Raw genomic sequence first — 25,405 nt, forward strand, 5'->3', positions numbered from 1 at the left:
TTGCGGAGAGTTTGATGTACCAAAAGTATTTATTCATTACGTTATTGTTGATGACTGGTTCCTTGTTTTCCCAATCCAAAGGGATCACTTCCTTTGAAGAAAACGGTTTGTTTGGTTTCAAAGACAAAAAAGGAAAAGTGATCATCAAACCTCAATACGAACAAGCCATGGAATTTTCCAAATCGAGTGTCGCCTTTGTCGTTTCGAAAAACAAATGGATTTGTATTGATACAAAAAACAATTTTTTATTGGAAAGTTTTCTCTATGACAATGGCCCTGACTACATTGTTGAATCGCTCGCACGTTATGTGGAAGAGGGAAAGATGGGTTTTCATAATGAACGTTGCCAAAAAGTCATCGAAGCTCAGTATGACTTTGCATATCCTTTCGAAAATGGATATGCGATCGTTTGTAATGGATGTGAGTTGCAACCTGAAGGGGAACACAAACGAATCGTGGGTGGAAAGTACGGAATCATAAACAAAAAAGGTAAGATAGTCCTTCCTATTGAATATGAGGCAATTGGATCGATTGATGCGAAAAGACGTACTGCGGAAGTGAAGAAGGATGGGAAATCAGTGAAGGCGAAATTGAAGTAAGAGTAGGGGAGTTTGAAATTCGTCAAAAATATTTGTAAGGCGAACAATACTAGTTTTGAGAATTAACACATTATACACCTACCGAGATTTGTGAATCTCGATAGGGATAGCAATTCTATTACTGATTATTATTTTGGATTTCTTGCTTTTTCGATTTCGGCGCTGATGCCATCGTATAAAGCATTGATTCCTTTTGTGGCAGAAGCAATATACAAAGCAGTCTTTGCCTTTTCATCTGGTGCTGCTTTCAGGCTCAATGAGATTCTTGCGCCAGCGATTGTAGCGGAAATCCTTTCGCAAGAGCGAAAGATTGGAGCGAAAAGCGCGGTCGTTATGCGATGGTTTAGGTCGCTTCAAACAAGTTCGAGGCGCCGAGAATCATGATTTTAAATGCGGTGACAGGACTGGTAAAAAAAAGGAATAATCCTTTTTGCCCACTTGGATGAAAGCAAAAGATTCAGTGTTGGTTTCTAGATAGATTTTTCCAAAGAACCAACCCATTTTTGTGCTACAACTTTTCATCGAATCGAATTCGATTGGAATGTGAGATGGCTCACTAAAGGCTGGGTTTCGTAACAAATGAAACCTTTTGTTTGTTAAAACGAGTAACCATTTTCCTGCACTATAACGTTTCTGTTTGGTTTCCAGAATGCTAATGGTATAACCTTGGATGATTTCATCTTCTTCTAAGAATTGGTGGAGGATTTTGAATTCTGGTGTGTAGAGGTATAAAATATCAATATTGATGTTGGAAAGGTGAGAGATGAGGGAAAGTATTTGTGATTTGACTGTGTTTTCACTTAACATACAGTAATCCTTGGCATCTGTTTTCCATCACTCTATTGAATTTACGATGATTCTTTGTAAAAAAAATATTTCTCAATCAAACACCCAGAACAATGGAAAGGATTTTACTCCAATCCATTCTCTGCGTGCTGTTAGTTGACTATACTGCGTTAACGACTAAATCTCCACCGGCTTTCACTTCGCCAGCTTCGTTTTTTGCTTCTACGAGTACGGTTACCGTTTTTTTACCATCTTTTTCAAATTTCTTTTTGATGGTTCCCACAATTGTGAGTTTTTCACCTAACTTCGTCATGGCTTTGAAAGTTACACCAAAGTAAGCAATGTCTTTTTGGTCAGCCCAAGAAGTACAAAGTCTGCCTACTTGTGCCATCACATACATTCCATGAGAGATGGTTCCATCGAGTCCTGCTTTTCTTGCGAAATCAGGGTCATTATGGATTGGGTTAAAATCTCCAGATGCTCCCGCATAACGAACTAAATTTGCATGTTCGATCACAGGGATATCGAGTGGAGGAAGAGTTTGACCAACTTCTACTTTATCAAATTGAATTTTTGCCATAGTTTGCCTCCTTGGAATTAATCCTTACGAATGAAAATCGCCATCTCTGCTGAAAGGATAGGATCATCTTTTTCATCATAGATTGTTGTTTTGAAAGTTACAATTTCTGCTCTTCCAACTTTTACGTCGGAGATTTCAGATTGTGCGTACACTTTGCCCGGATAAAGGATTTTGTGGTACGTATATTCTTCTTTCAAGTGAAGGATTTTGGAAAGGTCGATACCGAGTTCTGCCATATCGTTCCAAATCTTTGGGTAACCCCAAAACATGATGACAGTAGGGAAAGTTGGTGGAGCAGGAACATCTGAGTATCCTGCTTTTTTTGCTTCTTCTACGTCAAAATAGATTGGGTTTTTTTCGTTGATGGCGAGGCAAAATTCTTTAATTTTTCCTCGTTCCACTGTGAAATCAAAACGATCTAGTTTTTTTCCAACTATATCTTTTGTTATTGCCATTGGCATTTTCTCCTTAGTGTTTGTCGATCCATGCAACTAACTCTTTTAAGACGATTGCCCTGTCTTTAGGAAGTTCGTTCATGGTTTCATGGTATAAATCATCAAAAAGTCTCATGGTTTTGTCTTTTGAAGCTACACGTTCAAATGCATCCACAGTTCCTTCTGGAAGAGCAATTTGATCTTGTTTTCCATGGAACATATAGATAGGAACTTTTATTTTCTCAGCAGATTCCAATGCAAGTGTGTAACAGTTGAGAAGGTAATCACCGAGATACGTACAAACATTTCCATGTACGAGTGGGTCTTTGACATAAGCATCTACAATTGTTTTATCTCGTGATATGAGGTTTACATTGAGTCCTGTTGGGATGGTGAGTGTTGGTAATGCTTTTGCTAAAAAACCACCAGCTGCTTTCTTAATGTCCATCACAAGATCCGTTTTGACTTTGATAGGAAGGGCACTACAAATGTAAGCATCCAAATCATTTTGGTAATTGTCAGTAGCTGTATAAAGAAAAGTAACAGCAGCACCCATGGAGTGTCCAAGTAAAGTAACTTTACTTACACCTTCGTTTTGTTTTGCGATGTCAATGAGTTGTTTTAAGTCTGCAAAAAAATCAGAAAAATGGGTGATGACACCTCGGCGACCATCAGATTTACCATGGCCTCGGCAGTCGATTAGGTAGATGGCATAATTACGTTCCGCCATTGCTTCTAACAAAAAATTGTAACGTCCGCCGTGTTCCCCAATCCCATGGTGGACAACGAGCACACGTTTGACTCCTGACTTAGGTCGGTAGATCTGGTAATAAATTTTACCACCATCTTTGTTTAGAAAGGTAGACTCCACGCGGGAGTAGGCTTGTTCCCAATTACTCATAGATGTCAAGGATGGACGATGGAAACCTAAAAAGAAACAACTTTTCCTATTCTTAGGAAACCTGTTTTGCAAACTGGTTCCAAATGCGAAAGATCCTAACCTTCGCCCCCATCCTTTGTTTTTGTCTCATTCAGTGTTTGAACAAATCGGAATCCCGTTTCCCAGTGGATTTGGTTTTGGAATTAAAAAATGCTAAGTCCAAATTCAAAATCGGAACAGACAATCGCATCTACCATTGGAAAAAAAATCCAGGTAGGCAAAGTGGTCTTCCCCTTTCTCGAAAATGGGAAAATACCCAGATCACCTTCAATACAAACAAAGAGTTTTTTTTAAACCATTCCCTTGATGCGATTTATTTCCCACCGGGCCAAGAATACCAATTTACCCTTCCAAAAGGCACATACAAATTTACATCACTTGTTGGTTTGTTAGGCGAAAAAGAGTTCCAACCTTCTGTCTCCGGAAAATTGAAATTATATACCCAGTCCCAAATCCTCGAAGAATGGGATTTCTCTGGAACCACTAAAGAACAATGGAATAAAAAGGAAACGGTAGTTACACTCGAAGGTGATTTACGCCTCGTTTGGGAGAGTAAAGATAGTGATTTGTATATCGGCGAACCTTTGTTATATCCAAGTGAATGGTTAGATAAATTGGTTCCTACTCAAAAACCTAAGTCGGTAATCCTCATAGTCATTGATTCTGCAAGGAAGGATTTTATTGGAGCTTACGGTTTTCGCCATTCAGTAACTCCTATCATTGATCAGATGGCAAAAGAATCAGTGTTTTTTGAAAATCCTTTTGCCAATGGAAATTGGACCAAACCTTCCATGATGTCTTTTTTCCATTCTGAATATTCGTCTAATCTTGGTTTGGGGAATTCTTGGTTTTCGACAAAACCATACCAACGAAAAGTATATTATGGCAAAAAAAGGGATAATTTAGCCAAAACCTTTCGGGAGGCCGGTTATTATTCCAAAACCATTATGAATAATGTTTTCTTTTTGGATTATACGACTGTGGGTTTGGATTTGGGGTTTCACAATTCCTACCAAGTAGGGATGGACATTGTGGATACGGAAGTACTCACAAACCATGCGATTGAGTTTGTGACAGAAAAAAAAGACATTCCTTATTTTTTGCATTTTAATTTGAACACACCTCATGCTTCTTATTCACCTCCCCCAGAAGATATGAAGTTTGTCAGAAGTATCATTCCTGATTCGGAATTTTATCGATATGAATCTCCCGTGCAACGTTACTTAGGTGAGATGCATTATACGGACAGAGAAATTGGCAGGTTAATAACAAAATTGAAAGAACTTGGAACCTATGATGAGACCATGATCATTGTGACAGGGGACCACGGGGAACTTTTTAGTCCTGAACATGATTATAGTTACCACTTCATTATGCAAACAAGGTTTGGTCATGGGGAAACTCATTATGACGAAGAAATCAATGTGCCTTATTTTATCAAACTTCCAAAGTCCATTGTGGATAACATTGGAAAGAACACACAAATTCGAATTCCTGGACAGTCTTCTTTGTTATCACTAGCACCTACCATTTTAGGTTTTTTGGATTTATTACCTAAAAATTCGACTTACCAAGGTGTTGATTATGCATCTTGCATTCGAAACTCGACTCCTTGTCCCAAGGAAACCTATATTTATACAGAAGGACGAATGTCAGAATCTGTTAGAACGGATCAGTATAAATACATTCGTAGGTATCCTGGTTTCACGACTGTTAGGCGAACTTCCACAGGTGAACCTCATACCATGGCAGAAGAACTTTACGACTTAAAACAAGATCCTAAGGAGTTACGAAACTTAAGTCTTGAGACAGAAGGGGAAATTCTTCTACAACAAGCAAGAGCGGACTTCCGTAATGAAAATTTTCTCAAACGAAATGGACTTCGGATTTGGATCCCTCCTTGTGAGGAAACAGTCTGTCGTGATACTATGTCCATGAGTGTGCAAGGTTCTGTGTATGATTGGATTGCTCCTCCGACTGTCCAAATCGCTTCTGGTTCTGCAAAAACGATTTCCGTAACAAAAGAATCGAAGGATCTAAAGATTCCCAATGGTTCCAAGGAATCAAAACAGCATTTGCCTGAGGAAATCATTCTGAGGACAGTGAACCCAGAACTCGGTGCCTTCTTCCAATTCACACGGAATGGAAAAACGATCCCTGTTCGTTTTGGAAAGTATGGTTTGGAATTCCAAAAGTCAATGACTCACATCGAAGACTTGATCCTATCGGAACGACAACCTGATGGTTTGTACGCATCACCACTTCCATGGGTTTACAACGATGGTGCTTTCAGTGGGTCAGGTGAGTCGGAAGTACAAAAAGAGATGGGAAAGGAAGTGAAAAAAATATTAGAAACCTGGGGATACATTCACGAATAATTGCTCGTAGGGAATATGGCTTTTTCCTTAGTCTAATTACACAGTTCTATGAAAGATACCTTTATCGCTCCTCGTTTTGAATTTCCTGTTGCTTTGGGATTGGATTTGGGTTTTCCCATTCTCACAAAACTTTTGTTTAACTTGGATGGAGTGGTGATTTCCAAAGATGATGAACTTCGTCTGAAAGAAACAAAAGACAAACGAGTTGTATATCTTTTTAACCAACCCACTGATATGGAATCCATCATCGCTTATCAAGTTGCCAATTCCATTGGAACAAGATTTCATTATATGGCATCACGAAGTATTTTCAATTGGGGATTTGGAATTGTAGGCGAACTCATCAAACGTGTTGGAGCATTTTCTGTTTTACATGGAAGTTCCAATCGGAAGATGATTCGAACCACCAAACAAATATTATCCGAAAATGGCGGAAAACTCGTTATGTATCCTGAAGGGATCATGTCAGGAGAAAATGATAATTTGGTTTCCTTTTTACCGAGTACGGCCCAACTCATTTATTGGGGTTTGGAAGAAGCCAAAAAAAAGGATCCCCATGCGGAACTTTATTTACAACCAACCTTTGTGAAATATAAAATTTCTGGCACAAGAGATTCCATATTAAAAGACATTGAAACATCATTATCACGGATTGAACGTAAGTTAAAGTTGTACCCAGGTGGAAGGACAGTGCTTCGCAGATTTTTGACTGTGGGTCGTGTCATGTTAGAAGAAACGGAATTTGAACTTGGGATCCCAAAATCAGAAATCAATGGAAAGGATTTTGATTATCGATTGGGAAGGGCAAGGCACACTGCATTAAACCTTGCAGGTCAAATTTTACAGATCAAATTCCAAGATTCAGACAATGCCATCCAAAAGATCCGAATATTATTCCATGCTTTGGATCGAATCGATGCGGGGATACCTTTGGAATCTACCCCCAAACACCTAACGGATCAAAATATCCGTAGAGCCAAACAATTGGTTGAGACAGCATATGCATTTCTCATCACCCAACCAAAAAATCTCATCCAATGGCCATCTGCAGAACGCCTCATGGAATGGATATGTAGTTTTGAAAGGCATATATTCGGAAAATCAGAAATGAGAGCAAAAAAAGCGTATGTTTACGCATCACGTTCCATTCCTCTTGCTACTTATTTTGAAAAATACAAAACAAACAAAAAAGATAGTTACCATTTGTTACTTGGTGATATCAGAAAGGAAATGGAAAAACTGATGGAACGTGGGAAAAAGGAAAGTGAACCTTTGGTCCCACCATACTCTGTAGGACTAGATTTACAAATTGGTTAATCGAGAACGAGTGTGATTTCTACCCTTCTGTTTTTATGACGATTTTCTTCTGAGTCGTTTGGAGCAATAGGTAAATCATCAGCATACCCTCGAAAGGAAATTTGTTTTTCATCCATTTTGTAATTATCAACTAATGAATGTAAAACGGACTTTGCTCTTTCTTCTGATAATTTTTGATTGTACTCTTTTTTTCCAATATTGTCGGTGTGACCAGAAACTCTGATTTCTCGATCTGGGTATTTTTTTAAAATTTCTGCAATTTTGGCAACTGCGGATTCTGCATCTGGTTTTAATTTGCTATCATTAAAATCAAATAAAATGGAATCCAATGAAAACACGATCCCATCTTCCGAAGTACGTACTTTTACAGGCAATTGGTCTGCAATTTTGTTTGGGTCTTCACCTTCCGTAACTGGAGTGGATATAGAATTTGGATCTGGATTTTGATTCGTGATCAAAGTTCCTGTTGGCTCTCCCATCCCATTTGGTTTTCCATTCCCTGGACTATAGGCAGGTGTAATCCGAAGTCCGTTTGGTAATCCATCTTTAGTATAACCAACAATCAAATCATTTAAGATATCTTCACGAATGGACTCTTTATCTTTCGCATTCACTTGGTTCCGTAAAAAATAAACTCCTTTGATATGAAAGTTTGCTTCTTGGACTGTGCCATTTGGATAAATGAATGTATAAGAAAGTTTAACTTCTTTGAATTCAGGAACACCTTTGGTTGCATTGAAAAAAACAGTTCCTGTTGCAAAACCAAATATCTTATAAGGAACGTTAGGTGCCATTTTCTCTGATTCAGATTTTGTATAAAAAATAGGGTATGTGTATGTGATTTTTTCACAATTGCCTGAATAGTTCCCTTCTTTCCAGGGAAAAATTCCTTGGAAGGTATATTCGGGTGTGACTTTGACTCGGATACGTTCACTAGAAAAGTCGAAGGACTCTTCTGCTGGTAATTTCCAAACGTCAGATACAGAAACTGCATTTTCAGGGAAGGATGGAAAACTACGAAGGTTGGGCATGATAAATTCGTTTGGTACTTCATAACGACCATTTCGAAAGAGTGTAAAATCTGATAAAAATTCTTTGTCCTTCCAAAAAGGACCTGATGTTTTACCGTACCTCATATAAGTATCAAACCAAGCATTCACCAAACAAGAGTCTTGCGAACATTGTTTTGTTTTCATCACTACCCGGTTTTTATCTTCTCGTTCTACGGTTTTTGTTCCTACACGAAAAAAAACATCATGGTATTCATTTAGTTCCAATACTTGATTGTTGGTCCATTTCCATTGGAACTGGGTTTTTTCAGGCGGGCCTGCAAACAAATCCAAAAATGGCAGGATTGTTACAAAACAAATGAGGATCGATTGGACTTTGGTCTTCACTTTGCAAAGATCGGGGTTTTTTTCGAAAAACTGAGAGGTGTTTTGGAAAAAACAACGGGTTTTTGCGATTGACGGAGGATTGAATTTGGGCTTTACCTGATTTACGATGAAAAACCTTTCTCTGCTTTTTTACATTTTGATTACAATTAATTTTGTCGCATGTAAGGACAAACAAACCCTTAAAGTGGCTGGATCAGAAACCATGAATAGTATGATGCGATTTTTGGGTACTGAATATGAGAAGGTCAATTCAAATGTTCGTGTAACAGTCGAAGGTGGTGGTTCGGAATCTGGAATTGACCGATTACGAAAAGGAGAAATTGATATGGCAGTTTCTTCGCGGGCACTTAACCAAGCTGAGTATGATGATTTACGAAAAACTGGAAACTTGGAAATTGTTCGTCTTGCTTACGATGGTGTGGCACTTGTTGTGAATCCAAACAATCCAGTTTCAAAACTCCACTTGGTCCAAACATCTGATATTTTTTCAGGGAAAATCAAAAACTGGAAAGAAGTGGGAGGCCAAGATGCACCCATTTCCATCGTGATTCGAAATGACAAATCTGGTACACAAGACTACTTTCAAAATCATATTTTAAAAAGAAGGGATTTGGGTGAGAAAGAATTTAATGCCTTCAAATCCAACGTGTTTTCACCCAATGCCAAAATTGTGAAGGACAATGCTGAAATGGCAAAGTACATTCAAGAAAATCCAAATAGCATCGGTTATATGGGAATGGGTTCTGCTCTTGTGGATCACAAAGATAAGTTAAAAGCACTTGAGTATGCAAAAACATCATCAAAAGATGAACCATACGTGACTCCATCCATTCGAAATGTTTATGATCGTAAATACAAACTAGCTCGGGAATTATTTATCATCTATAAAACAGACCAAGGCGATAAAATTGATGCCTTTGTTACGTATCTCACAAGCGAACAAGGGCAGGTGGCAGTATTACAATCAGGGTATCTAAGATCTTCCTTGCCCGAAGTGGAAGTTTCCGCGGAGCCAGTGAAGTAGGGGATAGGGTTATCAAATTAATTTTTTGACCTAGTATACCAAAACTCTATTATTGCTATAATCGGAGATATACATCCGACCTTCCTTGTCAAAATGGACATGGCTTGGTCGATATAAGTTTTGCGCTGTGGGAGAACCCACCCCACAAGCGCCGTTGTTATTATCTGCACCACAATTTAGATTTCCAAATTGGCCAACAACAGCTGACGCAATCATACCAGAGCTCAAGGTAGTTTTTGGATAAACTAGTACGCGGTGTGCATTTAGATCAGCTACAAATAAATTTTCACTTTGGTCTAATGCAACTGCGACAGGATTATTCAATCCGTTATTTGAAGTAGAGGCGACACCTGAAGTAAAGTTAGGTTGGCCATACACCCTAGTCGCAACATTTGAACCTCTTGGATAATAAACCACTCGATTGTTTGATGTATCTGCTATATAAACTCCACCTTCAAAATCGGAGACCACTCCCTGATTTGAATTGAGGCCACCTGAAGATGTGGTTGCTCCATTACTAACAAAATCTGGCTGGCCATAAACTTCTGTTGCTACATTTGAATCTTTTGGGAAATATAACACACGGCTATTCCCTGCATCTGAAACAAAAACACCACCTCTACTATCTAAGTGGATTCCAATCGGGGTGTAGAGATTTGAATTTGAAGTCACTCCACCACCAGGTGTGACAAAGTCGGGAACACCGATCGCACGAAATGGAACTGTGTTTTGATTGGCATAAATTAAGATTCTTCGGTTTACATTTGTATCTGCTATGAATAGATTATTTGCTTCATCTAAAACTAAGCCACGGGGACTGTTTAACGTTGACGCTGCAATTGAACCAAGTGGTGTACATGATAAATTTGTATTTGAGTTTGCCAAATCACAAGTGAATAGTCCATGTTGACCATAAACTCGAGAGGCAGATGTCTGACCGGGTGGATAAAACAAAACTCGATTACCGCTAGAGATATAAACTCCTCCCAAATTGTCAGTGATTACTGTATTTGGTGCTGAGAGATTTTCGGAAGTAACTGGTCCTCCAGAAGAGCAGTCATTTGCAGTTAAATAAGGTAATCCACAATTTAGATTCCCCAATTGTCCAAATACCTTAGTTGCAATCAAGGCACGAATTTGGATACTGATTTGACCTTGAACAACTCCTTTTCGGTAAATTGTATAAATTGTTCTTTCTAAAAGAGTAGTTGGAATACCTACTATGGTACCAGTCATAGGATCTAAAGTTAATCCTTGTGGAAGTTCTTTAGGTATAGTTGTTATGTCCGTTTGTGCACCTAATCTTGGTACGATGGATATTGGTATCGATTGATAAAAAGTAAAATCGGTGTATCTGTATAAATTTCCTGTGTTTACAATCTGAAACTGACAAAATTTTCCTTCAAAACTAGCGGAAATAAAAAGTTGAGAAATGAAATCCTTTGATTTGCTGTCGCAAGGATTCTCAAGTGTAGCTTCTTTACAATTTTGAGAAAAAAAGATAAAAGTTGCCAACAAAATCAATCGAAACATCATATGAAAAATAATGATCAAGTCATATAAGAATATTACAAGATGTTTTTATAGATTTCAATCTATTCTGATAATTTAGTTTGTATCCTAAATGTATTTGGAAATTCTTCTTGGGAGACCTACCTTTCTTTATCGTTTGTTAAAGAGTTGTTTCCACTTGGAAGGTATTTTTAATTCATTTCGACTTAATTGGAAAACAGGAACTGGTGTGCCTACTCCCTTTAAGGTTGCTTTTTGTTTACGATAGTAATAACCATGTTGTTTGACTAAATCTTCTGGCCCTGTTGCATTCCAAACCGATTCGCTTAACCAGACTTCTCCTGATTTTGCAAGTCCTTGGACACGAGCGGCAATGTTAACTGATTGGCCAAAGTAATCTAACCTTTCGTCATTGACGACTGCTAAAGCCGAACCTTCATTTAGGCCTACTTTCAGCCCAATTTCATAACCTTCTTTTTTCCAATCAAAGTTCATCAATTCAATACGTTGCATCATTTCGAGGGCCGCTAATAGTCCTTCTATGGGAGTGGAAAAAGTTGCCATGATAGCATCTCCCATAGTTTTAACAATGGCACCTTTATACTTTCGTACAATCTCTGTTAGGATACGAAAATGTTCCTGCACCAATTTATAAGCAAAGATGTCACCTGCTGTGTCATACATTTCTGTAGAACCTTTTAAGTCTGTGAACATGATCGTAAGTGACTTCACATTTAAGTTTAAATCTGGTGAAAGTTTTTGGATACGAAACAAATCTCGAAAGGATTGGTTATTGAGTAACATCTTTGCTGTGAGAAAATGATGACGAATCGTTGGGAAGGTATTGGCAATTCTTTCAATTTCTTTAGGATTTGGTGTTAATACATTCAGTCCCACAGTAAATCGAGTGCGGTTATGAATGGTAAACTGATGACGACCGACAGGAATGGATATTGCATTTGGTTTCATCCCACTTTCCATTAAGTCAACTAAATACGATTGATTGTTAGTCGGTAAATTTGGATCCACAGAAAATAGGCACATTGTGTTTCTGTCTATACTGACAAATTGAATGAGGTGGCCTTGTAAATCTCCGTAGTTTGCATCAAATGTAAAGGTATAGGAATCGTCCGGGATTAATTTCGTATAGTCTTTGATTGTGGATTGGATCCAGTTTTTTAATTCAGTAGATTTATCAAAATTCTCGGAAAAAAAATAACGAAAGTAGTTTTGAACATCTACAAAAGGATCAATTTGATTATTTTGTAAAGATGGATGGATTTGAAAGGCAACTTCTACTTGGTCATCAAGAAGTGTTGGAACCACAATATTACAAGATACACAATGGAATTCTTTTCCTTCGATTTCATCTAATTTGTGATGGCTGTGAACAATTCCACCACACATTGGACAAATCAAATTATAAGCAAAATCGAATAATCCAACCTTTGCTGCATGTACAAAAAAATCTACTGAATCATTTTCGTCTAACTTGTGATATGTGGCAAATTTGAGTGGGTTCACTCTGAGTAATTTCCAATCATCGGAATGATGAACAAAATTTTCTGCTATTTTTAAAATTTCGTGTTTGATTGTTGGAAACGTTTTGAGTGTATCGAATTTTTGTTTGATGATAGAATCTTTCACTCGGTTCCCTCTAACTTCGCGACGTATGGTAAATTTCTATATTTCCCTTGGTAATCTAATCCATAACCAACTAGGAATTCGTCCTCAATGATAAAACCTGGATAATCCACAATGATATGTGGATTTGCCTTTTTTTGTTTCCAAAAAAGTGCTGCTACTTTTAGATCTTTTGGATTTTGTTTTTGGACTTCTGTGAGCAAATATTCTAATGTTTTTCCAGTATCAACAATGTCCTCAACTAACAAAACTGATTTGTTTTGTACTGATTTTTTGAGTTGTTTGGTGATTTTTAAGTCTCCAGAAGAAGTTCCGTCCCCGTAGGATGACGCAGCCATAAAGTCTACTTCATGTGGGATCAGAATGTCACGACAAAGATCCGCAGTAAAAATGAACCCTCCATTGAGAATTCCAATGACAACCAGGTCTTTGCTTAAAAAATCTCGAGAGATTTCCCGTGCCAATTCTTCAACACGGTGATGGATTCGTTCTTCTGAATAGAGTGGTTTCATTCTTTTCCTATTTGCCCAGGGATCCAGAATACTACTAATTGGCAACTTCCCCAACTAAGATTTTTCCAAGAATCGTCAGAAAAACTGAGTCCAAGAAAGGATGCAGTCGGGAATTTATGGAAGAGAGATTGTTCTTTGTCTCCCAAAACGAGAGCAGAACCAAATGCTTCTAAACTTGGATTGTGTCCCACAAGGCAAACAGAACGAGTGCTAGATGATAATCCATGCAAAACAAACATTAGATCTTCTTTGTCAGCATCATATAAATTTTCCCTGATTTCAGGTTTGGGAAACCGAAGGATTTCCTTACGTAGTGAGGAGTAAGTTTTTAAAGTTCGTTCAGCAGGTGAGACCAAACATTGGTCAAACTCAAATCGACTTTCTTTTAGATAGTCACGTAGTGCTTTTGATTGGATTCGACCTCTCCTGGACAAAGATCGATCTAAGTCCGTATCGTAAGGTTCATCCCATTCAGACTTAGCATGCCTGATTAAATAGATATGTTTCATACGAATAGAGTATTCGAAACAATCCAAAGGGAAATAACGAAATCGCTATTTTTGTATTTCTTTTTCGTATTTGGAAATGAGTTCGTTATTGTTTTTACAGGAAAATTTTGTCCTCATTTGGTTTAAATGGTATTCCACAGTTTTCCTAGATTTTTGGATCCGATCAGCCACTTCGTTTTGCGAAAGTCCTTGGACTAAAAGGTTTAGGATTTCCATTTGGAATGGTGAAAATGGAAGTTGTACTTTACTCACTCCATCAGAAACAAAAGATCCTCCTTTCATCACAAGTTGGATCACTTCCGGGAGTTGTGAGATGGGGTCTGACTTGAGCATGTATCCGTCGGCTTTGGATTTGAGAGCATCTTCCACATACACTCGACTGCCATGCAAAGAGAATATGATCACCTTTGTGGGTTGGTGTTTTTCTTTGATTTCTCGTAAAACATCAATACCATTGCGATCGGGAAGATCAATGTCGAGGACCAACAAATCAATTGGATTTGATTCGATGAATTGAAACAAATCCGCAGCCGTTCGAAATTCTCCGGCAAGGGAAAAGAAAGGATTGGATTTCAGGATAGATATGATTCCTTCAGTGACAACGGAATGGTCTTCTAAGATGGCAATTTTAACGGATTCCACAACCTTATGATTTTCAGAGTCTCCTTCTCATCTATCCAAAAATCTTTTTCTGCCACAGTAAAATTTTGTCGTTATCCCTTAATTTTTGGTTTGGTCCTATTCTTCACCTCTTCCTGCCATTTGGATCTTTCCCCAACCTTACTCGCAAAAGATGGTGTTTTGGATGCCAGGAATCTGAAGTTTGCAGAGGACACAGTGAACCTAATTGGGAAGTGGGAATTTTACTGGAATGAATTTTTAGAACCAAACTCTCCGTCTCCCAACAATCGATCCTATATGCAGGTGGGTGTTCCCTGGTTTTCCCAACACAATGAAGATGGGGAAGAGTATCCAAGTTTTGGTTATGCTACTTATCGACTGACCATTCATTTGCCAGAAGGAGAAACCACTCAAGAACCATACGCTCTACTCGTGCCAGTACTTCATAGTGCTTACAAAATTTATGCAAACGGAACGTTAGTCGCTGAAAATGGAACTATTGGTAAAAATAGTGAAACCCATGTTCCTTCCTTTCATACCAAAATTGTCCCCTTATTAAATTGTAAAGAGAAAGTAGATTTGGTGATCCATATCTCCAATTACTCCCATAAATTTGCAGGGATTCACGGGGTAATTCGTTTTGGAAAATTACAAAATATAATCCAAGTTTGGAACAATTACCATTCTGCTTCTTGTATCATTTTAATTTTTATGGGAATCCTTTCCATTTATCATGCATTAGTGTATCTGATTAATCGATCGGAAAAAAATGCATTAAGAATGTCATTTGTATATTTGGGAATTTTGATTCTAAGTGCTACACTAACAGAAACAAGAATCCTCTTTAACTTTTTTTCAGATCAATACTGTATCCCTTTGTTTCGGTTTTCAAGAATTGGTTTTGTGATCGTTTTGTTTTTTGGAGGAAGTGTTTTATTAAATTTAGCGCAAATGCGTATCTTTAAAAAAATGTTAGTGTTACTGAAAGTATACTCACTTACATTTCTTTTGGTTTCAATATTAACACCTATAAAACATTTAGCTTTAATCAGTTATTATTTTGAATATCTTTCTGCGATTTTTGTTCTGATAGGTTTATTTTCGGTTTCACTTGCATTGTATTTCCAAAGAAAAGAAAGTAAATTGTATTTTTTTAGTTTGTTTCTGGCAGTGTTAGGTGGTGTCATCGACATCATTTTAATTTCCAATCCCAATTTTGGATTTAGGCCAATGGGATTATTTTCTTTGTATTTTTTTATCATTCCACAAACACTTGGTGTGACATTTGGACTCGTTCGTGTTTACAAACGATCTGAGTCTATCTCGAAAGAACTTTACAAAAGAAAGGAAGCTCTTGAGAAAAAAGTAAAAGCCCGTACGGCAGAATTGGAAAAGGCAAACCGATGGAAGGCTAATTTTGTTTCCTTAATTTCGCATGATCTACGTTCGCCACTCAATAGTGTGAACCAAATTTTAGATGTGATCGATTTTAGTTTTAGTGAAACATCAGAAGAGGAAAAAAAGAAATTTTTAGAGATTTGTAAAACAGGTGTGACCCAATCTATAAAAATGTTGGAACAACTTTTGGATGTAAGTCGTTTCGATGCATTTGGAACCAAACTTATGCAAACTCGATTTTCAGTGAATGAGTTGTTAAATGAAATCATTGAATCAGTGGAACCATTGGCAACATTGAAAGGAATTCGAATCCAAAAAGACACACCCATCCAAGCAGAAATCATAGCCGACCGGACTTTGATTGGAGAAGTGTTTAAAAATATTCTAACAAATTCTATCAAATATTCATATCTCAATTCTGAAGTTTGGGTGGGAGTTTCTTTCAAAGGAAAATGGCTTTCTGTTGAAATTCGTGATCGTGGTCTTGGAATGAGTGAGGAACAAATCCATAAATTAACAGGGGAAGAAAATATCAAAAGTACCCCTGGAACAGCTGGCGAACGTGGAACTGGTCTCGGCTTACAATTATGTATGAATATCTTAGAGGCCCATTTTGGAAAACTGAGGATTAAATCAGTTCTTGGCGTAGGTTCCTCATTTGAGATATCGTTATCCAAAAGCACCAAATCCGTGTTACTTGTTGATGATTCGGGTAATTTTAGGTCCGATCTAGCGGAGGTTATGCGAAGGAACCAATGGATTGTAATCGAAGCGGGGAACGGGGAGGAAGCTCTTTCTCATTTGGCAAGGATTACTCCATCACTCATCATTACTGACTTACACATGCCAGGAATGAATGGAATTTCGTTGATTCATGAATGGGAAGGAAAACGAAATCAAAATCAGAAAATACCAATCATTTTGATAAGTTCCGACGCACCTCTTTCTGGCGGAAATTCCTTTCTTGAGGAAGAGGGTTTGGAAACAATCGTATCTGCTTATTTATCGAAAATGTATAAAGCAGAAGATTTGTGCCAACAGATCGAAATGAATTTAGTTTAACAAACGTTCCATGTGATTTTTGATATGTAGAGTATGGGCTACGTCATATTCTTCCTTCGTAAGATCTCCATACGCAAAATGAGGTCGTAAAGATGACTCCGGTGTTTTGGAAAAAAGTTCAATTGCTTGTAACAATCTTTTTGCACCTATTTTGATTTCAGTTGTATTACTAATGTCTTCCGCACCAGGAATTGGTTCTTCTAGGCCATGGTTCATTTTGTTTTTAAAAGCAAAAACGGAAAATGCAATTTTTCCAACAGACCCTCGGAAGAGAGATGATTTCATTTCAGGGTATCCCTTCATTGAAAATTCAATACTTTGTGCGCAGTGCGCAAACATCTTACCAACCGACCAATTCCCTTGTAATTTTAATTCGGTGGGTTTTGTTAGATATGCAGAAACCAGTGTTTTGTAGTCTTCCAAATCTTCTGCTTCTAACCAAGGAGATGTGACATCACTAGTTATATTTTCTTTTTCTTTTCCATCATTTGATTCTCCGAATAATGGAAGTTGTGCGATGCTAATTGTAAGAGCAGTTCGTTTGATAAATTCTTTACGTTTCATATTCATTTTCCTCTGAGTGTGATTGGTTTTTCCGACTTGGAACGTAGTTTCATATTTAAAAATTCTACGATCACGGAAAAACTCATCGCAAAATAGATATATCCTTTCGGTATATGGAACTTTAGTCCTTCACCTAATAGAGCTACACCAATTAAAATCAAAAAACTAAGAGCAAGGATTTTGATGGTAGGGTGTTTGTCTACAAAGTCAGAGATACTCCCACTCGATAATAACATAAATCCAACTGATAATACCACAGCTGTAATCATTATAGTCAGTTGGTCTGTCATTCCAACAGCGGTGATCACTGAATCCAATGAAAAGACAACATCCAAAATTAAAATCTGAAGGATCACTTGGGTGAAAGAAATTTGTTTTTTGGAATCATCACCGACAATTGAGTCACCTTCCAATTTGTGATGGATTTCTGTTGTGGATTTTGCGATGAGAAAAAGTCCACCTAAGATGAGTATGATGTCTCTGCCACTGATTGTTTGTTCAATGATCGTAAATAGTGGAGTGGTGAGTTTCATGATAAACGATAGGGAAAATAAAAGTAAAATTCGAGTTCCCATTGCAAGTATCAATCCAATTTGCCTTGCTTTTTTTTGTTTGGATTTGGGTAACCTGGAGGAAAGGATCGAAATAAAAATAATGTTATCAATGCCCAATACGATTTCCAAGGAAGTTAAGGTGAGTAGGGCAAGCCAAAGTGATGGATCAGAAAGATAAACTATCATAACAAGACCCAAACTGATCTAAGGAAAACTAGAATCAATCGAATTCTTGGGTTTAGAATTTGCTTAGAGTTCATTTCTTCGAAAAAAATACCATCCTTCACATTCTTTAGCGATGCTCACATCCTTCCATGTTTTCAAATTTTCTTTGTTTTCCGTCACCCCCCATTGAAAAGAATCAAAGGATTGATTTTTGAAATCTCCATCCCAAGAGGTATTAGCAATCCAAGGGTAGTACACACCGTCTTTTGTGAAAGGAACGAGAGTCCACTGTTTGTTAGAAAACGCATAACTGTATTTGATGGGCCAGTAGGTGGCGGCACCTGGAATTTTTGGATCAAACTCTGACAAACACTCCATTCGGTGTTTTCGTTTTTCCTCACCTTCTCTCACTTTGGCGACAAGTTCTGAATGTTTTCCGAGATAAAACAAAAAACAAGCAACTGACAACACAATTGGAATTCCAAAACGGAATAAGGGAATCCGTTCCAAAATCCGAGAGCTAAAAAATAAAATTCCAAAAGGTAAAAAATACAGATAACGTATGTTAAGTTCTGTTTCGATGAGGAATAAAAAAAATACAGTGATGAAAGGGGATAAAAACAAAATCAAAGTAAGAAAAAAATCCTTCTTTTGATCCTTTACCAATGAAATGAATAGGTAAAAAATTCCGATCACCAAATACCATTGGAACCACTCCGAGAGGAGAGGATGTTTTGAAACGGATTGTACGAGACCTTGCCAAACTACACTTGGATCTAAGACAATGGAATGGAAGGTAGAATTGAATTTGGAGAATAACTGTAAATTGTTTGTGCCGATGGTTCCAATTCCGAAAAAACGAAGTCCTTTCCCGATGGATTTTGCTAGATACATTCCCAACAAACCGATGCTCAATGGTCCAATGCTTTTCCAGCGTAAATGAAAGACAGCATAACAAATCAAAAAAGGAGCGATGTTGACAAAAAACCAATACTCCGATACCCAAACCATGGTCATGAGGAATAAAAATGGAAACCAAACCTTACCATTTGTTTGTTTCCATTGTTCCAATAAAACCAATGTCCATGTTGCAAAAAATAAGATCATGGCATGGAACCCTGGTAAATAAAATTGCCCTAATAAATTGGGGTCGTAACCTGCGAAAACCAAAAACCCAAGAGCCACTAAGTAGGAGTATCGTTTTGGCATTCCTAGTTGTTTGGCAAAAGTAAAGGGCAAAACAAAGGAAATAAATCCAAAAACTAAATGGAACCCATACAGAGAGGGAACTATAGGAAATAACAAAATTCCGATGAGAATCTCTGGAAAAAGATAGGTACAAGGGGGAAGGTTCCAACCACGAATGCCACCAAAACCCCCAGTCCAAAAATCCCGCGCAAACAAATACGGATATAAAACATCACTATCTGTTCCTTCTCCCAAATGGTTTTCATACACAACATCATAGAACAGATGAAAGCTGGCAAAGAGAACCAAAAGGAAAAGGATTGGTTTTAGGATTCGCATCAATAACTAGGGCATTTTCGTTCAAAGATTTTAAATCGTTCTGGAAACTCTAGTTCCACAACAATTCGTTTGTCTGTCACAAAAGGATGAGGGAAATCTAATTTTTTGGCAAAGAGAAGAAGTCCGTATTGTGTGTAATCTTTTGCTGACCTTGAGTACAAACTGTCCCCAACCACCGGGCATCCTATTTTTGCCATATGAACACGGATTTGGTGGGTACGACCTGTCTCAAGTCCTAGTTTCATCAAACTAAACTTTCTCCCTGTTTGGGTTTGGACAATTTTTTCTGTTTTGTAATGTGTGATAGCCATTCTTCCATCTTCTCTAACACACATCTTCACTCGTTCTACAGGATGGCGGCCAATCGGCATTTGAATCGTGCCTTCGGCTTCTACGGGTGCTTGTAATACCCAAGCATAGTACGTTTTATCCACAAGACGATCTTGGAAGAGTTTAGACAATGCTGCATGTGCTCTGTCTGTTTTGGCAATGATGAGAACCCCTTCTGTTGGTTTGTCCAATCGATGGACAATACCTGGACGGCGTTCACCACCAGTACCAGATAAGTTCTTAAATTGGTGGAGGAGTCCATTCACAAGAGAAGGCGAATCGTCACCAGGCCCACTGTGGCAAGCGATCCCCGCTTTTTTATGGATCACCATAAACTCTTCTTCATCATACAAAACAGGGATATCCATTGGGATGGGTTCCAATCGAGATGGTGGTCTTGCGATGACATCCACCACATACTCTTCTCCTAAAGTCACCTTATAGCCGTTTTTATGGACAACTTGGTCCTTTGTTTTGTTTGTTACAAAGCCAGAATCGATCCATTTTTGAACGGTAGAACGGCTAAGATCGTCTCCAGCGTTGTCTTTTAGGAAAACGTCTAAGCGACTTTGGTCATAATCTTCGGAAACAGTTACAAATATTTGCATTTTCGGTTGTTATCTAATGAAAAGAACTAAACTATGGAAACATTAAGGTAGGTCAACTGATGAAAAAAGGATTTTTTTTAAGCCTCATCCTCCTCGTAGGTCTTTCTATTTCATTCACGAACTGTTCGTCTTCTGAAGAAAAAGAAACTCCAAAAGAAACGTCCACAACTACGGACAACACAACTGCAGTTTCTTCCAGAGATCTCAATGGAGCTCTTTTGGACGAAATCAACGTAGCACTCAAAGACTACCGTTACCCAGATGGCGTTCGTCGCAGAGGATTTAGCTACAAACAAGCTGACATCCAAGCAGAAGATTTCAAAACTTGGGCAAAAGACAATGTTGCTTACATCAAAGACGCTCTTGCAAAACTTCCTGACAGTTATGCAATCGAAATCACTGGTCACGCAGATGCTTCTGGTCCAGAAGAAGCGGAAGGTGCTAAAAAAGGAAACGGTTACTACTCACAAATCCGTTCTGATGCTGTAAAAGCAGCACTTGTAAAACAAGGGATCCCTGCAGAAAGAATTGTCACAAAAGCAGCTGGTTCTTCTAAACCAATTTCTGGTTTTGATGAAAAAGACGCGATCAACCGTCGTGTGACATTCCAAGTTGTTTCTAAATAAGAAATTCTATTTTCTTACCTAGAGACCTTTCTCTAAATGAAGCCCACCATTTGGTGGGTTTTTTTATGTCCGGAAAATGGGTTTGGATCAATTGAATGGGTTGTTAAAAATTTCGGGCGCCTCGCAATGGTTATGCGAATCAAAATTTTACGATCACCGACCGCGCTATCCGCTCCAATCTTTCCCTCAAGGGAAAGGATTTCCGCTTCTATCGCTGGCGCTGGGGGAATAAAACATAAATGTCAGACGCAAGATTATTTTGGATCAAAAAGGGATATGAATTCGTTTCCATCTATGGTTTTGAGAAATTAAAAATCGAAAAACTAGCAAGAGTCATGGAAAAACCAAAATCCTCATTCTATTATTTATTTGTCGATTTGGAAAACTATACAAAACATTTGTTGGATTTTCATTTTCAACAATGCCTCCATATCTCTCAAAAAGAGTCTCTATGTGAAACCATTGACCCCGGTTTAGTCGAAATTTTAACTGAACATAAAATAGATCTTTTGTTCAATAAACAATTGAGAATCCATCGTCAGAATCCAAACTTTAATGAAGTGATCATCAAAACAGATGAAATTGTCATCATTCCATTTTTAAATATTTGGAAGAATGATTTAAAATTAGAAATGTCTGAGTCTCAATGGAATGGATTATTCTCGTTAGCCTTGGAAAATTTTTATCTTCAAATTCATATTGAGATTTTAACAGAGATTTGGCTTAGAGAATATTTTTCTAATTTAAAATCTGTAATATTGAATATCGCTGGGAAATAATCACTGTACGAGACCGTACAGTGATTATCTCAAGTATCATAAATATTCGATTGAGATTTTTCTGAAATTTTTCCTATTTAGTTTATAAATTTAAATTGAAAGGATTTTTATGACTCTTGAATTTCAAAAATTTTATCTTAAGGTAACAGCTGTCGTCATCGCCTTGTTTGCTCCTGTATTCTTTTTGGGGACTATGCCGGAAACCTCTGAGCTTGCTAGACTAACATTGGATTTGTTGAGTTGGCCAATTGATGGAAAGACAACTTATTCATCGCCCGATACAAGGTTTTTATCTGCCTTAACCGGTGGATTTTTATTAGGATGGGGAGTGAATGTATGGATGTTGACTCATTTCGTTTATGATAAAGCTCCAAATGAAGTGAGAATTTCTGTTCTAATTGGTTTGATTTCATGGTTTTTTTTAGACAGTGCAGGATCAATTGCATCAGGTAATATCTCGAATGCAATATTCAATGTTTTAGTATTGTTAGTTGCAGTCGGCCCTTTATGGGTATCCGCTAAAAAGTAATTCGATTTGTCTTCTTTTCGAATATTAGCGAAGAGAAGGCTTAATCTCCGAATGAATTTTGGAAATTAAATGAACCAAATTTTCAAAAATTAATTTCATGATTTTCATTCTTAATCCATAGTTTCAATATGTTTCAGTCAATCGAAGAATACATTGAGTCTTTACCGGAAGGCAAAAAAGAATCCTTTCTCAAATTGCGAAGTGTCGTGAAAAAAAATCTGCCAAAAGGATTTGAAGAGACCTTCCAATACAATATGATTGGGTATGTAGTTCCAAAAAAAATCTATCCTGCTGGATACCATGCCAACCCAGAACTTGCCCTACCGTTTCTCTACATTGCTTTGCAGAAAAGTGGACTTGCTTTGTATCATATGGGGATTTATGCGGATCCAACTCTATTAAAATGGTTCCAAGCGGAATACCCGAAACAATCTCATTCCAAATTGGATATGGGGAAAAGTTGCATTCGGTTCAAAAAATCGGAAGACATCCCTTGGAAACTCATTGGTGAACTTTTACAAAAGATGAACCCCAAAGATTGGATCACCTTATATGAAGCCAATCTCAACGGGAAAAAACCGAGGGAAGACAAAACGAAAAAGAAGATGGCGAAGAAAGTAGCTTCTAAAAAGAAAAATTTAAATCAATAAGATGATAACTATTCTTTTGATTTGGTAAGGTAATGATTTAAACCTACTGTAGCATTATGTTTAAAAAATTGAGACATTAATTTGGAATCGAAATTGGCATTGGATTGAACCAGATTTCGAATGAGCTAGTCAATGCACCGAAGCAGTTTTTAGAATTAAAAAGCGCCGGACATTTTCCTTATGAAGAACCAGGTGTAAGTATGTTAAAAGAATCTGTAACAAAATTTATATTATATTTAAATCCAAAATGAGAATCATATTATTTCCCTTTTTAACTCAAAAAGGATTGGCAATTGTGATCCTTGTAATGGTGTTCTCGTCATGTACTTAATTTTTAAATATTTAATTACGGCAGCTCTTGTTGTCTTCATCTCGGAAGTCGCCAAACGAAACGACCGATTAGGAAGTTTGATAGCTTAACTTCCTTTTGTAAAAATTTTAACACTTGTTTGGTTAATAATGGAAAATGTACCAAATCAAAAAATATCGAATCATGCATATTATACTTTTTGGTTTGTGATTCCCACCTTACCAATGTTTTTAATATTTCCTCGACTCAATCAATGGGTTGGATTCTGGACTTCCTTATTTGTAAGTATTTTATTGACAATATTTCTATTTTATTTGTTCCAAATGATTTTGAGTCGTTTTGGCATCCATTTGTTTGATTAAAACTTTTGATTTTCAAAACTTTTTATAAACTTACAAATCTTATCGTTTTGTCTAAAGATTATGAAAGTTGAATATTTTACAAAGTGGGAAAAAGACTCCCATTTAATCATCACTCGATTGACTGGTTTTGTAACAGAATTGGATGTTAAGGAATGGGAACTTGGATTAAACCAAGTGTTTCAAGATTTACCGAAAGGAACCAAGTTTAAAATGTTTGTCAATTTACATGGTCTAAACCCTAGTTCTGTAACTGCACATAAAGCCTATCGAAGTGTAATTCCACTTTTGCTTAGTCAGTATGGATGGAGGATTGGGTATTTGGATTTGTTTGAAGAGGCAAATGATTTGACTACTTCAAAAACAAATGATAGCGAATGTTATGCGGCTGTACATTGCCACCAAGACGGTTATAAAATCCAAGAGTATGAAAGAAGATTTGGAAAGGGAAATGAACATTTTTATGAAGATCCCGTATTCTCTGAAGCTTGGATTCGTAGCTATGAATACCCAACATTTGTTTCTTCTTGAAACGAATGGAAACAACCACAAAAATTGATAGAAATCAAACGAATTCCTCGGATATCTTTTGATTTGGATCAAAAAATCCATCTGAATTGAGGAACTAAAAATGAAACTAAATGTATTGATGCCGACTAACTTCAAAATTGCCTACCGAAAAGAAATCCAAAACTATAAGGATAGTTTGTCGCAAAACAATGAATTGGCTGCATGGAGATATTTGGAAAGAGCACATATCATTGGACAATATTATCCAGTTCCTCATACAGGAAGCCATTTCCGAATGTTTCTTTTCGGGATTCGGAAAGGAGACCTCAAAGAAATTTATGGTCAATTCATTCGTATGGTCTTTGGTTGGATTGGTAGTTTGTTCAACCGAATTCCTGTTGGAAATACGGGAAGTGCATCAGTGCCTATATTTGCACCCATGCCAATTCCTGATGACTTACGATCCCTTCTTCACAATGCAGATACTGAAGCAAAAGGACTTTCTGGATTCAAAGAATAATTGTTTCGAATCACAATCGTTTTACTTTTCTGCGATAAGTAAAAATAAAGAAGCATCTTGGTTCATAAAAACTTTTTTTTCTTCTAAGATGACTTTTGCGTTAACTGTATGGTATCCGATTGTTTTTAAGATGGATTCCAAATCTTCAAGTAGGAATCCATTATGAATTTTTGAATGGGATACTTTTTCATTTTTACAGAAATCTACAATGAATAATTTTCCATTGGGTTTTAAATGGTCATATAGAAATTTTAATATCGATTGAGTATCTGGTATATGTAGAAGTACCAAAGACAAAAGGATATTGTCTACAAGGAAAGACTTGTCCAGAGCCATATCGGAAGGGGACATCGTTTTAGCATTTTTAATTCCTTGCGATTTGATTTTGAAATTTGCCACATCCAACATAGGAAGGGAGTCATCACACAAGATGACTTGTTTGTAATTGGAACACAATGGTATACCCAAAAGTCCAGTCCCACATCCAAAATCTAATAATGAACTTTCATTTGTATTGTGAAGAAAAGGTACTAATTTATCTAAAATTCGTTTCGCCAATTGGATACGATCATCGGTATCGTATAGTTTGGCCATTTGATCAAAAACATTTGTTTCCATATTGATTCTGTTTAGACTTGCATTTGTTTCTTGTTGAATTCTT

28 protein-coding genes and 1 pseudogene are annotated in these 25,405 nt (G+C 37.2%); 13 read left to right on the forward strand and 16 right to left on the reverse strand.

Going from position 1 to position 25,405, the window contains the following annotated elements:
• Window positions 1-14: 14 nt before the first annotated feature.
• Entirely contained in the window at window positions 15-599 is a 585-nt protein-coding gene (locus DI076_RS15245; RefSeq protein WP_108960603.1) for a WG repeat-containing protein, read from the forward strand.
• Between the two features lie 128 nt (window positions 600-727).
• Here the strand turns inward: DI076_RS15245 and DI076_RS20445 are convergent, their stop codons facing one another.
• The 5 genes from DI076_RS20445 to DI076_RS15265 all read right to left on the reverse strand — a co-directional run bounded on the left by DI076_RS20445 (window position 728) and on the right by DI076_RS15265 (window position 3,300).
• Window positions 728-856 carry a hypothetical protein gene (locus DI076_RS20445; protein ID WP_282432605.1) on the reverse strand — a complete coding sequence of 43 codons (129 nt, stop codon included), beginning with the start codon at window positions 854-856 and terminating at the stop codon, window positions 728-730.
• Window positions 857-977: 121 nt separating this feature from the next.
• A complete protein-coding gene (locus tag DI076_RS15250; protein ID WP_108960604.1) occupies window positions 978-1,406 on the reverse strand; it encodes a PH domain-containing protein in 429 nt (142 codons plus the stop codon).
• Between the two features lie 139 nt (window positions 1,407-1,545).
• Window positions 1,546-1,965 (reverse strand): MaoC/PaaZ C-terminal domain-containing protein, encoded by a 420-nt coding sequence (locus tag DI076_RS15255; protein ID WP_100725826.1) that lies wholly within the window; start codon window positions 1,963-1,965, stop codon window positions 1,546-1,548.
• 17 nt (window positions 1,966-1,982) lie between these two features.
• Window positions 1,983-2,420, reverse strand: a complete 438-nt coding sequence (locus tag DI076_RS15260) for an FAS1-like dehydratase domain-containing protein (RefSeq protein ID WP_015676961.1) — start codon at window positions 2,418-2,420, stop codon at window positions 1,983-1,985.
• Window positions 2,421-2,433: 13 nt separating this feature from the next.
• The gene (locus DI076_RS15265) at window positions 2,434-3,300 is read right to left on the reverse strand and encodes an alpha/beta hydrolase (RefSeq protein WP_108961008.1); all 867 of its coding nucleotides are present in this window, start codon (window positions 3,298-3,300) and stop codon (window positions 2,434-2,436) included.
• Between the two features lie 83 nt (window positions 3,301-3,383).
• Here DI076_RS15265 and DI076_RS15270 point away from each other — a divergent pair, with 83 nt between their 5' ends.
• On the forward strand, window positions 3,384-5,717 hold the full coding sequence (locus DI076_RS15270) for a sulfatase family protein (RefSeq protein ID WP_108960605.1): 2,334 nt from the start codon (window positions 3,384-3,386) through the stop codon (window positions 5,715-5,717).
• 48 nt (window positions 5,718-5,765) lie between these two features.
• Window positions 5,766-7,034: a lysophospholipid acyltransferase family protein gene (locus DI076_RS15275; RefSeq protein ID WP_108960606.1), complete on the forward strand. Its 1,269-nt coding sequence runs from the start codon at window positions 5,766-5,768 to the stop codon at window positions 7,032-7,034.
• Here the strand turns inward: DI076_RS15275 and DI076_RS15280 are convergent.
• On the reverse strand, window positions 7,031-8,431 hold the full coding sequence (locus tag DI076_RS15280) for an OmpA family protein (protein WP_108960607.1): 1,401 nt from the start codon (window positions 8,429-8,431) through the stop codon (window positions 7,031-7,033). The genes DI076_RS15275 and DI076_RS15280 overlap by 4 nt on opposite strands.
• A gap of 106 nt (window positions 8,432-8,537) precedes the next feature.
• On the opposite strand from DI076_RS15280, the gene DI076_RS15285 reads away from it, so the two are divergent.
• Window positions 8,538-9,455 carry a phosphate ABC transporter substrate-binding protein gene (locus tag DI076_RS15285; RefSeq protein WP_108960608.1) on the forward strand — a complete coding sequence of 306 codons (918 nt, stop codon included), beginning with the start codon at window positions 8,538-8,540 and terminating at the stop codon, window positions 9,453-9,455.
• Window positions 9,456-9,485: 30 nt separating this feature from the next.
• On the opposite strand, the gene DI076_RS15290 is transcribed toward DI076_RS15285, so the two are convergent.
• From DI076_RS15290 to DI076_RS15310, 5 genes are all read right to left on the reverse strand, one after another.
• Window positions 9,486-11,009 carry an NHL repeat-containing protein gene (locus DI076_RS15290; protein WP_245918457.1) on the reverse strand — a complete coding sequence of 508 codons (1,524 nt, stop codon included), beginning with the start codon at window positions 11,007-11,009 and terminating at the stop codon, window positions 9,486-9,488.
• A gap of 108 nt (window positions 11,010-11,117) precedes the next feature.
• Window positions 11,118-12,614, reverse strand: a complete 1,497-nt coding sequence (locus tag DI076_RS15295) for an adenylate/guanylate cyclase domain-containing protein (protein ID WP_108960609.1) — start codon at window positions 12,612-12,614, stop codon at window positions 11,118-11,120.
• Entirely contained in the window at window positions 12,611-13,123 is a 513-nt protein-coding gene (gene hpt / locus DI076_RS15300) for a hypoxanthine phosphoribosyltransferase (protein ID WP_108960610.1), read from the reverse strand. The genes DI076_RS15295 and hpt overlap by 4 nt, the downstream gene beginning before the upstream one ends.
• Window positions 13,120-13,632 carry a SixA phosphatase family protein gene (locus DI076_RS15305; RefSeq protein ID WP_108960611.1) on the reverse strand — a complete coding sequence of 171 codons (513 nt, stop codon included), beginning with the start codon at window positions 13,630-13,632 and terminating at the stop codon, window positions 13,120-13,122. The genes hpt and DI076_RS15305 overlap by 4 nt, the downstream gene beginning before the upstream one ends.
• A gap of 45 nt (window positions 13,633-13,677) precedes the next feature.
• A complete protein-coding gene (locus DI076_RS15310; protein ID WP_108960612.1) occupies window positions 13,678-14,274 on the reverse strand; it encodes a response regulator transcription factor in 597 nt (198 codons plus the stop codon).
• A gap of 6 nt (window positions 14,275-14,280) precedes the next feature.
• Between DI076_RS15310 and DI076_RS15315 the strand changes: the two genes are divergently transcribed.
• Entirely contained in the window at window positions 14,281-16,713 is a 2,433-nt protein-coding gene (locus DI076_RS15315; protein WP_108960613.1) for an ATP-binding response regulator, read from the forward strand.
• Here DI076_RS15315 and DI076_RS15320 read toward each other — a convergent pair.
• From DI076_RS15320 to DI076_RS15335, 4 genes are all read right to left on the reverse strand, one after another.
• Window positions 16,705-17,277 carry a DUF1569 domain-containing protein gene (locus DI076_RS15320; protein ID WP_108960614.1) on the reverse strand — a complete coding sequence of 191 codons (573 nt, stop codon included), beginning with the start codon at window positions 17,275-17,277 and terminating at the stop codon, window positions 16,705-16,707. The two genes, DI076_RS15315 and DI076_RS15320, sit on opposite strands and share 9 nt — an antisense overlap.
• Before the next feature lie 2 nt (window positions 17,278-17,279).
• Window positions 17,280-18,017 carry a TerC family protein gene (locus DI076_RS15325; protein WP_108960615.1) on the reverse strand — a complete coding sequence of 246 codons (738 nt, stop codon included), beginning with the start codon at window positions 18,015-18,017 and terminating at the stop codon, window positions 17,280-17,282.
• 63 nt (window positions 18,018-18,080) lie between these two features.
• Complete coding sequence (locus DI076_RS15330) at window positions 18,081-19,523, reverse strand: hypothetical protein (RefSeq protein ID WP_108960616.1); 1,443 nt, start codon at window positions 19,521-19,523, stop codon at window positions 18,081-18,083.
• Window positions 19,523-20,461, reverse strand: a complete 939-nt coding sequence (locus DI076_RS15335) for an RluA family pseudouridine synthase (RefSeq protein ID WP_108960617.1) — start codon at window positions 20,459-20,461, stop codon at window positions 19,523-19,525. Before DI076_RS15335 ends, DI076_RS15330 begins: the two co-directional genes overlap by 1 nt.
• A 56-nt stretch (window positions 20,462-20,517) precedes the next feature.
• Between DI076_RS15335 and loa22 the strand changes: the two genes are divergently transcribed.
• From loa22 to DI076_RS15370, 8 genes and pseudogenes are all read left to right on the forward strand, one after another.
• Window positions 20,518-21,087, forward strand: a complete 570-nt coding sequence (loa22, locus tag DI076_RS15340; RefSeq protein WP_174705092.1) for an OmpA family outer membrane lipoprotein Loa22 — start codon at window positions 20,518-20,520, stop codon at window positions 21,085-21,087.
• A 239-nt stretch (window positions 21,088-21,326) separates the two neighbouring features.
• On the forward strand, window positions 21,327-21,866 hold the full coding sequence (locus DI076_RS15345; RefSeq protein ID WP_108960619.1) for a TetR/AcrR family transcriptional regulator: 540 nt from the start codon (window positions 21,327-21,329) through the stop codon (window positions 21,864-21,866).
• A 109-nt stretch (window positions 21,867-21,975) separates the two neighbouring features.
• Entirely contained in the window at window positions 21,976-22,395 is a 420-nt protein-coding gene (locus tag DI076_RS15350) for a hypothetical protein (protein WP_108960620.1), read from the forward strand.
• 128 nt (window positions 22,396-22,523) lie between these two features.
• Window positions 22,524-23,045 (forward strand): DUF1801 domain-containing protein, encoded by a 522-nt coding sequence (locus DI076_RS15355; RefSeq protein WP_108960621.1) that lies wholly within the window; start codon window positions 22,524-22,526, stop codon window positions 23,043-23,045.
• A 104-nt stretch (window positions 23,046-23,149) separates the two neighbouring features.
• Window positions 23,150-23,296 (forward strand): hypothetical protein, encoded by a 147-nt coding sequence (locus tag DI076_RS20175; protein ID WP_167396537.1) that lies wholly within the window; start codon window positions 23,150-23,152, stop codon window positions 23,294-23,296.
• A gap of 70 nt (window positions 23,297-23,366) precedes the next feature.
• Window positions 23,367-23,717: pseudogene (locus DI076_RS20475) on the forward strand (DUF3147 family protein).
• Window positions 23,718-23,777: 60 nt separating this feature from the next.
• The gene (locus DI076_RS15365; RefSeq protein WP_108960622.1) at window positions 23,778-24,245 is read left to right on the forward strand and encodes a hypothetical protein; all 468 of its coding nucleotides are present in this window, start codon (window positions 23,778-23,780) and stop codon (window positions 24,243-24,245) included.
• 100 nt (window positions 24,246-24,345) lie between these two features.
• Complete coding sequence (locus DI076_RS15370; protein WP_108960623.1) at window positions 24,346-24,744, forward strand: DUF3703 domain-containing protein; 399 nt, start codon at window positions 24,346-24,348, stop codon at window positions 24,742-24,744.
• 21 nt (window positions 24,745-24,765) lie between these two features.
• Here the strand turns inward: DI076_RS15370 and DI076_RS15375 are convergent, their stop codons facing one another.
• Window positions 24,766-25,362, reverse strand: coding sequence for a class I SAM-dependent methyltransferase (locus DI076_RS15375; RefSeq protein ID WP_108960624.1), 597 nt, complete (start codon window positions 25,360-25,362; stop codon window positions 24,766-24,768).
• Window positions 25,363-25,405: the final 43 nt, after the last annotated feature.

It is taken from the genome of Leptospira ellinghausenii (assembly GCF_003114815.1).
In the GTDB taxonomy this organism is placed as follows: Bacteria; Spirochaetota; Leptospiria; order Leptospirales; family Leptospiraceae; genus Leptospira_A; species Leptospira_A ellinghausenii.